Origin of the sequence: Serratia sp. (in: enterobacteria) (assembly GCF_046715635.1) — a bacterium.
Taxonomy (GTDB): domain Bacteria; phylum Pseudomonadota; class Gammaproteobacteria; order Enterobacterales; family Enterobacteriaceae; genus Chania.
The window spans coordinates 1-9,629 of the sequence record NZ_JBKJYW010000109.1 but is presented as its reverse complement, the minus strand read 5'-3'; the positions used below and the strand labels follow the sequence as shown (position 1 = coordinate 9,629).

The window sequence follows — 9,629 nt, the reverse complement described above, 5'->3', positions numbered from 1 at the left end:
GTGTTACGTTTTTCATATTTATTCCTAGTGACCTTACGTCATTAAATGATTCGGTTACCCACCCAAGGTGGATATGTTTAGGTGATACATAACTCTATATCGGTGATAACACAGCGCTGAAAACACGGGGTAATAACAGACGTCGTCAAATTAAGTGCTGATGAAATACATTCACCCTTGATAAATTAACGACCGTCCCGTGTTGAAAGCCTTTTCAACGTGCCTTTGCCCCTTAAACCAGTCACGGATCAGTTAACCTGTGTTTCGTCCTGCCTTGCTGTTGGGATAAATACTATTGCATAACCAAGAATATTCTCAGTGAAGTAGTGTAAAACGCAATAAAAATCATTAATTATTTTATTTATCAATAAGTTATATGTAGATCTTATATAAAAAATCGAATTTATTTATTACTCTAATATTGCTAACGAGAGCATATAAGAAACCCATGCAATCAATTGATATATAAACAAATTCACAACCAGTGGCGTTGAATTTTGATACCTGGATAGTTTCGCTTACCAGGATGGTACTTCGTTGCTCAGTAGTAGTTTATCGTAAACGTGACTTTGCCGTTCGCCTTGCCTGGCGAAGTCCCAGAAGCGGTTTGAATATAACGGGCAGCTAATGCAACACGAATTGTCGGGCTACCGTCTTTCGGTAGCGTTACTGACTGTTCTGCCGCAAAGTTAAACAGCGGGGGCATTTGGCTACTATTTCCCCAGCCGAGCTGAATCCCCACCCCCGATGCGGCACCGGTTATCGTAGAGTCAATAGCCATAATCCCATTGGCAGCATCGATCACCGAAGTTGTCGGGGTCAATCGCACGCCAATACTATTATTGGTTGAGTTGGCGACCTGCCCAGAGCCGATAGTATAATCAAACGCTAATGTACTGTTGGCGGCATTATAATAACCATAGAAGGTTGGGCAGTTGGTCAAGGTGATCGAAGCATCAACCCACGGAGTGGTTGCCCCTTGCCCGGTAAAGTATTGCCGCGTGTCGTAACTCCCCAGATTAACATCCACATCTGGCGTAGTGCAGGTCTGGGCTGGTACCGTTAGTTGCCCCTGAAACTTGATAATGTACGCTTTAATGGGAAGCCCGGTTGTCGCCGGATAATTTAGCGGATTGACGATTGACAGTGCAGCAGTCGGCAGTGTCGTCGCATTGAGGGTGTAATTGCCCGGCGTAATAGCAGCGATCTTAATCAACGTTACATAGATCGTTCTGTTAGTCAGATAAGGTTTATAGGATCCCCCCGCCACCTGACTGTTCACATCCGCCGGAAACTGATAGTTAGGTTTGCCTAATACGGCCGCATCGCCATTATTATTACGGGAGATGGCAATTCCTACCCCTGGGATACTGGTCTGATAGACAGCACCACCGAAAGGACTCCCTGTCCAGTTAGCGAGGGGAAGAGGCGCCTGCTCAACAGTCCAGGCAATGTTAAGCCACATTGAGATATCCGTCGGTGAGTCACAGGACATCACCGAAAGACCGGTAGCTCCTCTCTCCCATCGGCCTTGATAAATCACCGTTCCGATTGGAAGATCACTCCCCGCCGAGATCGCAGAAGGAGACAGAGGCACTTTATCGGTACGTGGGGAGCCATTCGCCGGTGAATAGACTACCGCAGCCCAGGCACTATGGCTGGCGGACATGAGCAAAAGCAGCCCGGTCGTAGCCTATATAATCCTCTTCATTTTTACCTCTGGCACTAATGATGCAACACGTTTGCCATTTCCGATGTCAGCAACCCGATACTAAGCCAGTTTTAGGCCAACGTATTCGCTGCGCGTCGGTTTTTTCAAGCTAACATTCGCGAGGCCCGGCACGTTGACTACACAGGCGTAACCGGGCAACGAAGAGAAAGCCTCTTTAATGCGACAGAACCGGCAAAAGTGCCAATCTGGCGAGCCATATTGTGGGAAAAAAGTTTCGTGTAAAACTCCTGAATCAACGGGAGACAAATGGAAGTGACGCCTCTTCAGCAACTGGCTATTGATACTGATTAGAATAGACTAGATTGCTGATCTCGGTGCCGGCAGTAGTGGTTCCTTCAGCATAATAACGCACGGCAGAAGGTCGAGTAGCTCGCCCCCTTCATAGTCGTTGTCTACGGAAGTGATCAAACGTTATTTCCAGTTGTTAGCGCACATCGTTTTGTAAGCTGCCTGTACGGCAGTGAACATGGCTTTTCACAAGGGACGAACGTTGATTCATTTCTAAGCTGCCTGTACGGCAGTGAACCAACCAGTTGGCTAAAACGTGGGGGGCTGACATTTCTAAGCTGCCTGTACGGCAGTGAACGACTACCACATAATGCTTATTGGTCGGGCGATTTCTAAGCTGCCTGTACGGCAGTGAACTTTCTTGGCGCTGGATATATCGCACGCCTAACTTTCTAAGCTGCCTGTACGGCAGTGAACTGGACCGGATCATCATGACCGACGATATACCATTTCTAAGCTGCCTGTACGGCAGTGAACATGGTGTGAGGCCCGAAGGTCCCCCACTTTGGTTTCTAAGCTGCCTGTACGGCAGTGAACCAGGTATTACAACGCTAGCGAATGCTTTTAATTTTCTAAGCTGCCTGTACGGCAGTGAACACCAAAGTTGAAAAACAGGTTCCAACTGTATCTTTCTAAGCTGCCTGTACGGCAGTGAACATACCTTGCGCCATCGCTTCTTTGCCTATGCCTTTCTAAGCTGCCTGTACGGCAGTGAACTAGTAGGGGCAATTCTGTTTAGGGCATTGGCTTTTCTAAGCTGCCTGTACGGCAGTGAACTCAGCTATAGCCTGCCGGTGGTGGGCTATGTCTTTCTAAGCTGCCTGTACGGCAGTGAACATATCCTTTAGCTCATTGACTACCGGTTGCCATTTCTAAGCTGCCTGTACGGCAGTGAACGCCGGATACCAGGAGCGGGTTAAGGCTCTCAATTTCTAAGCTGCCTGTACGGCAGTGAACAAGGGATCAACAAAGTTGCTGGAGCTGAGTAATTTCTAAGCTGCCTGTACGGCAGTGAACAAACCCGATTGCTCCTCTTTGCCGTGATTTTTTTTCTAAGCTGCCTGTACGGCAGTGAACCTTGCCGTTGTAGCGAAGTAGATCGCACAGATTTTCTAAGCTGCCTGTACGGCAGTGAACTGTTGTATCTTATCGCTAATAGTCTGTTAATTAAACAATAACCGTTAGATTTGCCATAAAACCCTTTTTTAGCGCCCTCAATATCTCATCTATAAAATCAATAAGTTATAAATAGCTAAAAAATTAGGGTCCGGTAGAACACTATGGATACCTGAAGCAGATCAGATTGATGACAAAGTGGCAATGTTAGTGAATTTATAGGAATCGAACTGCCTACCCTTGCCAACCCATTGATTATTTAGACGGGCGCAGCATGCAGCGCCCCTACGCTGTAAGCCCTGTGAGGGATTTTAGGCAGTTGCATGGCGGGTCGACTAAGGATGAAAGCAGATCATTTTACATATAGGCACGTCATTCTAACTGTATGCGATACAAGCCCTTTTACACCTTTGATAAACGACATAAATCATAGCTCTTGAGGTAGGGGGAAAATCAAGCATTAGCTTGAGGGTCGTAACTGCTCGCTAGATGTGCCCGTGCCGATCTTGGTTTCCTCTGAGAACGTCAATAGCTGTCTGAAACGACTGTTTTTTATCAATCAAGTGCTGCTTTTTTTGCTTGTAACGGATGTAATCACAGAGCGTTCTTGTGTTTATTGGTCTACCTTGTTTTGCGACGGCAATAACAGCATCACCAAGTATGCTTCTGACAGCGGGGATCTGTGCGGGGAACCACGTAAGAGTATTTTCTGATTTCATGATAAAAATCTCCGGGTCGGGTATTTTACCACAAAGCAGGCTCCAGAAACTGAGTTAATCGACTTGGCTGATGAATGGTATAGGTGATGTTCAGGGATGGGAAAGCTGACCGGGATTACTCCCGGCCTTGTTGTCACTCCTTGGGCACTTTGATAGGCGACGATATCGACAGCCCGCATCTGATTCACTATACGCGCACAATACGGCAATGGCCCGCCGCGGTGGAATGGTCACGGCCAATACAATCAGCAGCAGCTCATGCATCATCTCCGCAATTCGCTATCACTAAAGTCGAGATATCTCCTACCATGTTAGTTAAAGAGACTCCGTTGATTTGACGGTAACCCAAGCAGTTTGGTCTATTGCCCTTTGCTCTGTAGCCCGAATATGCGCGCGGCGTTAACGGATCGCCTGATGACACTGGCAACCACCAATTTGCTGGCAGGGCTGGCATCACCCCCCCTACTACCGCCAGCCTGACCGCAGTAGAAAAGTTTTTCTAAACTGCCTGTACGGCAGTGAACCATCAGAGGCTCTCAAAAGCTTGATTGATGCCTTTCTAAGCTGCCTATACGGCAGTGAACTTTTCCGGCTCATTCTGCAGGCTCCGCAACGTTTTCTAAGCTGCCTGTACGGCAGTGAACAGAAAGCGTAGTTGTAGGCGGCGTGCGCTATTTTTCTAAGCTGCCTGTACGGCAGTGAACGTTGTATCTTATTGCTAATAGCCTGTTAATTAAACAATAACCGTTAGATTTGCCATAAAACCCTTTTTTAGCGCCCTCAATATCTCATTTATAAAATCAATAAGTTATAAATAGTTAAAAAATTAGGGTCCGGTAGAACACTATGGATACCTGGAGCAGATCAGATTGATGACAAAGTGGCAATGTTAGTGAATTTGTCGGAATCGAACTGCCGACCCTTGCCAACCCATGATTAGACGGGCGCATGCGCGCCCCTACGCAGTGAAACCTGCGAGGGATTGTCAGCAGATACAGTTTGTCGGGATGATGACTGGTCGACCAAGGATTAATTCAGCTCATTTTACATACAGTTTTGCAGAAGAATTTTTTGGAGGAAAAACAAACGGGAGCCATCAGGCTCCCGATATTCAATAGTGAATTATTAACTTATTGGAAATTCAACATAAAACCAGCCGTAGCCTGATAATCACCCGCTTGAATATTTCCCGGCACACCATCTCCCTGAAGGTAAACTGTAAAAGGGAGGGTGTTATTACCATTCTGGAGCGAAAAGTTTTTGCTGGGTTTTCCCAATTCAAGCACATTTCCTGAACCATCGGTCAATGCAACACTGGCACCGCTAGCCGTACCTGTAATGCCAAGACGACCATCCTTCCCTTCCACGCCAACAAAAGTAACTGTTACACTATTACCTCCAGAAACTTCACAATTTTCCAATTGGATATTAAAATGTTGCGGAGCCGACTTACCAGAGCCATTGTTTTCAAGCAGTGCGGCATCGGCCACCTGCCCTAACGCAACTGTCTGGTCAATGGACTCAGGTGCTATAGCGCAGGATGTTTGCGTCTTAATAATGCTACCTGACACGGTCATTCTTCCACTACCTTCAGCCATCGCCGCCGAGCTAAAAGCGAAGGTTATTAAAAATAGTACAGCGAACAAGTTTTTAACTTTCATAATAAAATCCTTTATTAAAAAACAGTTGCACCGAATGTGCATGTCAATAATCGCATTTCATCAGAAAATTAAAATTCATTTACGTTGTGTCACCGATAGGCAAAAATTAATTTAATTCAGCCTAACCATGTTCGCTTTTTAGCCAGTTTTATACGACCTAAAACGTGGGGGACCAACATTTTTTGAGGCCAGTAGCGGCTACTGGTGCACCCACACATTGAACGCAACCAACAAAATAAAAAACCAGCTTCAATGCTGGTTGAGGTATATTGATAATAGGGAAGAACGTTTAGAGACACCCTTTTATGGCGGAAATTAACGTTTTCTTACTGCCCCAAATTCTATCCCCGTTATGGTAAAAAATGACTTTGCTTTTGTCGTCGGCTAAAGGCAAGACATCAGCTATTTCTAAATAATTAACAGTATAATCTCCAGTTTTTCGCTGACTGATACCGCCTTCGGTAATTCCCAAGTGAATATCACTGTTTTGCCAAGCATTTTTTATGCATGATGCCGTAATTTCCGTATTCATAGATGACGTGTATTCACTATCAATCCCGTTATACGCCCTTCCAGACTCAACATTGGCAATGAAACAACCAGATAGAGCATCACAAAAGGAAGTGAGAAAAACAGTAATCTGAACTAGCTAGTCAGCTCCGTGATGAATATAACAATCCACCGAGTAACATTTTTTGCCTCAACTGGTCGGTGATTTCAGTCTGAACAATCCCCCATACCTACCGCGCTGCGTTGGCGGTATTTGCTGTACTGACGCCAGCGTTGTTACCTTCTTGCGTAGTGGTTACTAGGAATTTGTTAATGATCTCGACAATCATTTTCAAGATTGAGGCGATAATTTCCTTGAGTGAGGTCTTACCGGTGGGTAGTTGGGGATGAAAATAGCTCACTTTTCATACCGTTTTACAGAGGGGTTATTGAGGATGAAAAACAGACGGGAGCCATAAGCTCCCGTTATCATTCAACGCTAAATCACACTTACATGTGTTTAACGATAGCGTCGCCAAATTCGCTACATTTCAGCAGCTTAGCGCCTTCTAGCTGACGTTCGAAATCGTAGGTCACGGTTTTAGCAGCGATAGCGCCTTCCATGCCTTTAACGATTAAGTCAGCAGCTTCGAACCAGCCCATATGACGCAGCATCATCTCAGCGGACAGGATGATGGAACCTGGGTTCACTTTGTCCTGGCCAGCATACTTAGGCGCAGTGCCGTGGGTAGCTTCAAACAGCGCACAGTCGGAACCGATGTTGGCACCAGGGGCGATACCGATACCACCAACCTGAGCGGCCAGGGCGTCGGAGATGTAGTCACCGTTCAGGTTCATACAGGCGATCACGTCGTATTCAGCCGGGCGCAGCAGGATTTGCTGCAGGAAGGCGTCGGCGATCACGTCTTTAACCACGATCTCTTTACCGGTGTTCGGGTTCTTGATTTTCAGCCATGGGCCGCCGTCGATCAGTTCACCACCGAACTCTTCACGTGCCAGTTCGTAGCCCCAATCCTTGAAGGCACCTTCGGTGAACTTCATGATGTTGCCTTTGTGAACCAGCGTCACTGAATCACGATCGTTGTCGATAGCATATTCGATGGCCGCACGAACCAGGCGCTTGGTGCCTTCTTCGGAACAAGGCTTAATGCCAATACCGCACTGCTCTGGGAAACGGATCTTCTTCACGCCCATTTCGTCACGCAGGAATTTGATCACTTTGTCGGCTTCTGCAGAACCCGCTTTCCATTCGATACCGGCGTAGATGTCTTCGGCGTTTTCACGGAAGATCACCATATCGGTCAGCTCTGGCTGCTTAACCGGGCTTGGTGTGCCCTGATAATAACGCACCGGGCGCAGACATACGTACAGATCGAGCTGCTGGCGCAGAGCCACGTTCAGAGAACGAATACCGCCACCCACTGGCGTAGTCAGTGGGCCTTTGATCGCTACGCGGTAGTCACGAATAAGTTCCAGTGTTTCTTCCGGCAGCCACACGTCTTTCCCGTAAACGTGGGTGGATTTTTCACCGGTATAGATTTCCATCCAGGAGATTTTGCGTTCGCCGTGGTAGGCCTTTTTAACCGCTGCATCCACCACGTGGATCATGGCAGGGGTAACGTCAACGCCAATACCGTCACCTTCGATGAACGGGATGATAGGGTTATGCGGAACAACCAGTTTACCCTGGGCATCAACCGTAATCTTTTTACCTTCTGCCGGAACAACTACTTTGCTTTCCATCAACCTCTCCTTTCTGTCTTCAAGCGCAATTTTGTTAATGCTTTGTAAGATGCGTGTCAATACTACTTGAATATTCAGCTCGCGCCAATCCGAAACGGATTAGGCTATAATGCGCTTATCATTCGAAATCTCAAAGACCATGACTAAATTCTCTGTTAAAAATCACCAAGTTAAACGATTCAGCCGCAGTAAACCCGCAGCACGCCAGAAATCACAGGCGCCGCGGCGAGTGGTTGTCTTCAACAAACCCTTTGATGTGTTACCGCAGTTTACCGACGAAGCCGGCCGCACCACCCTGAAAAAATTCATCCCTTTTAGCGATGTTTATGCTGCCGGGCGGCTCGATCGTGACAGCGAAGGATTACTGGTGCTGACCAACGATGGCAAGCTACAAGCGCAGCTAACCCAACCCGGCAAACGCACCGGAAAGATTTATTTTGTGCAGGTGGAAGGCGAGCCGCAGGAGAGCGATCTAGCTGCATTGCGCCTTGGTGTGACGCTGACCGATGGGCCAACCCTGCCCGCCGGAGCGGAACGGGTCGAAGAGCCAGAATGGCTATGGCCGCGCAATCCACCGATCCGGGAACGCAAGACCATCCCCACCAGTTGGCTGAAGATCACGCTCTACGAGGGCCGAAACCGCCAGGTGCGTCGCATGACGGCACATATCGGCTTCCCTACCCTGCGCCTGATTCGTTACAGTATGGGCAATCTTTCCCTGGGGAGCTTGCAGCCTGGAGAATGGCAGACCGTGGATTGAGACTGATGACAAAGTGACAATGTTGCTGAATTCATAGGTGTCAAACATGTTAGACCCTAACAGCTAGATGGGCGCAGCATGCAGAGCCCCTACAATCAGCTTTGTTCACTCGTTATAACTTAAGGAACCGCCATGTTTAAGCCGCACGTCACCGTCGCCTGCGTGGTTCATGCCGCCGGTAAATTTTTGGTAGTCGAAGAAACCATCAACGGTAAAGCCCTGTGGAATCAACCGGCCGGCCATCTCGAAGCGGATGAAACGCTGGTCCAGGCCGCCGAGCGCGAGCTGTGGGAAGAAACCGGCATCCGCGCCACGCCGCAGTCTTTTCTGCGGATGCATCAGTGGATTGCGCCTGACCGCACGCCGTTTCTGCGCTTCTGCTTTGTGATTGAGCTGGAACAACCGCTGCCTACCGAGCCGCAGGACGATGATATCGATCGCTGCCTGTGGTTGACCGCCGAGCAGATCCTGGAGGCTGAAAACCTGCGTTCACCACTGGTGGCCGAGACTATCCATTGTTATCAGCAGCAGGAACGCTACCCGTTGTCGCTGGTTGCCAGCTTTAACTGGCCATTTTGACGGCAAATAAGGGCCGTGCGCGCAGGCGGCCAACGTGGTAAAATCCTGCGCTTGTTTTTTATCGCACAGTACGTGTTCAAGTTCGTGAGATCCTCATGTCAGACAACAGCCAGAAAAAAGTGATCGTCGGAATGTCCGGCGGCGTCGACTCTTCCGTTACTGCCTATCTGTTACAACAACAGGGCTATCAGGTCGCTGGGTTGTTCATGAAGAACTGGGAAGAAGACGACGACGAGGAATACTGCTCGGCCGCCACCGATTTGGCCGATGCGCAAGCCGTTTGCGACAAGCTGGGCATCGAGCTGCATACGGTGAACTTCGCGGCAGAATACTGGGACAACGTGTTCGAGCTATTCCTTGAGGAGTACAAGGCGGGCCGTACCCCTAACCCGGATATCCTGTGCAATAAAGAAATCAAATTCAAAGCGTTCCTGGAGTTTGCGGCTGAAGATCTGGGGGCGGATTTTATCGCTACCGGTCACTATGTCCGCCGCCAGGACGTGGACGGCAAAAGCCGCCTG

General features: G+C 48.3%; 8 protein-coding genes and 1 CRISPR repeat array. Of the genes, 3 read left to right on the top strand and 5 right to left on the bottom strand.

The window, feature by feature from the left end:
- Positions 1-541 precede the first annotated feature (541 nt).
- The 5 genes from ACLQ7H_RS05275 to icd form a co-directional block, all read right to left on the bottom strand.
- Complete coding sequence (locus ACLQ7H_RS05275) at positions 542-1,669, bottom strand: fimbrial protein (protein ID WP_411751767.1); 1,128 nt, start codon at positions 1,667-1,669, stop codon at positions 542-544.
- A 501-nt stretch (positions 1,670-2,170) separates the two neighbouring features.
- Positions 2,171-3,157: direct repeats of the CRISPR family, unit length 28 nt; unit sequence TTTCTAAGCTGCCTGTACGGCAGTGAAC.
- Between the two features lie 464 nt (positions 3,158-3,621).
- Entirely contained in the window at positions 3,622-3,855 is a 234-nt protein-coding gene (locus ACLQ7H_RS05270) for a hypothetical protein (protein WP_202629067.1), read from the bottom strand.
- 1,130 nt (positions 3,856-4,985) lie between these two features.
- The gene (locus tag ACLQ7H_RS05265) at positions 4,986-5,516 is read right to left on the bottom strand and encodes a fimbrial protein (protein ID WP_411751766.1); all 531 of its coding nucleotides are present in this window, start codon (positions 5,514-5,516) and stop codon (positions 4,986-4,988) included.
- Positions 5,517-5,805: 289 nt separating this feature from the next.
- On the bottom strand, positions 5,806-6,048 hold the full coding sequence (locus tag ACLQ7H_RS05260; RefSeq protein ID WP_411751765.1) for a hypothetical protein: 243 nt from the start codon (positions 6,046-6,048) through the stop codon (positions 5,806-5,808).
- Between the two features lie 467 nt (positions 6,049-6,515).
- Entirely contained in the window at positions 6,516-7,769 is a 1,254-nt protein-coding gene (gene icd / locus ACLQ7H_RS05255) for an NADP-dependent isocitrate dehydrogenase (RefSeq protein WP_411751764.1), read from the bottom strand.
- A gap of 139 nt (positions 7,770-7,908) precedes the next feature.
- Between icd and rluE the strand changes: the two genes are divergently transcribed.
- The 3 genes from rluE to ACLQ7H_RS05240 all read left to right on the top strand — a co-directional run.
- Positions 7,909-8,529 (top strand): 23S rRNA pseudouridine(2457) synthase RluE, encoded by a 621-nt coding sequence (gene rluE / locus ACLQ7H_RS05250; protein ID WP_411751768.1) that lies wholly within the window; start codon positions 7,909-7,911, stop codon positions 8,527-8,529.
- A 132-nt stretch (positions 8,530-8,661) separates the two neighbouring features.
- Entirely contained in the window at positions 8,662-9,108 is a 447-nt protein-coding gene (locus ACLQ7H_RS05245) for an NUDIX hydrolase (RefSeq protein WP_411751763.1), read from the top strand.
- A 95-nt stretch (positions 9,109-9,203) separates the two neighbouring features.
- A partial coding sequence (locus ACLQ7H_RS05240; RefSeq protein ID WP_411751762.1) for an asparagine synthase-related protein occupies positions 9,204-9,629 on the top strand: 426 nt, incomplete at its 3' end.

Bases quoted from the DNA above. Each gene is read 5' to 3' on its own strand.
- ACLQ7H_RS05260 (WP_411751765.1), bottom strand. From the start codon at position 6,048: ATGAATACGGAAATTACGGCATCATGCATAAAAAATGCTTGGCAAAAC.
- ACLQ7H_RS05245 (WP_411751763.1), top strand. From the start codon at position 8,662: ATGTTTAAGCCGCACGTCACCGTCGCCTGCGTGGTTCATGCCGCCGGT.
- ACLQ7H_RS05270 (WP_202629067.1), bottom strand. From the start codon at position 3,855: ATGAAATCAGAAAATACTCTTACGTGGTTCCCCGCACAGATCCCCGCT.
- icd (WP_411751764.1), bottom strand. From the start codon at position 7,769: ATGGAAAGCAAAGTAGTTGTTCCGGCAGAAGGTAAAAAGATTACGGTT.
- ACLQ7H_RS05265 (WP_411751766.1), bottom strand. From the start codon at position 5,516: ATGAAAGTTAAAAACTTGTTCGCTGTACTATTTTTAATAACCTTCGCT.
- ACLQ7H_RS05275 (WP_411751767.1), bottom strand. From the start codon at position 1,669: ATGTCCGCCAGCCATAGTGCCTGGGCTGCGGTAGTCTATTCACCGGCG.
- rluE (WP_411751768.1), top strand. From the start codon at position 7,909: ATGACTAAATTCTCTGTTAAAAATCACCAAGTTAAACGATTCAGCCGC.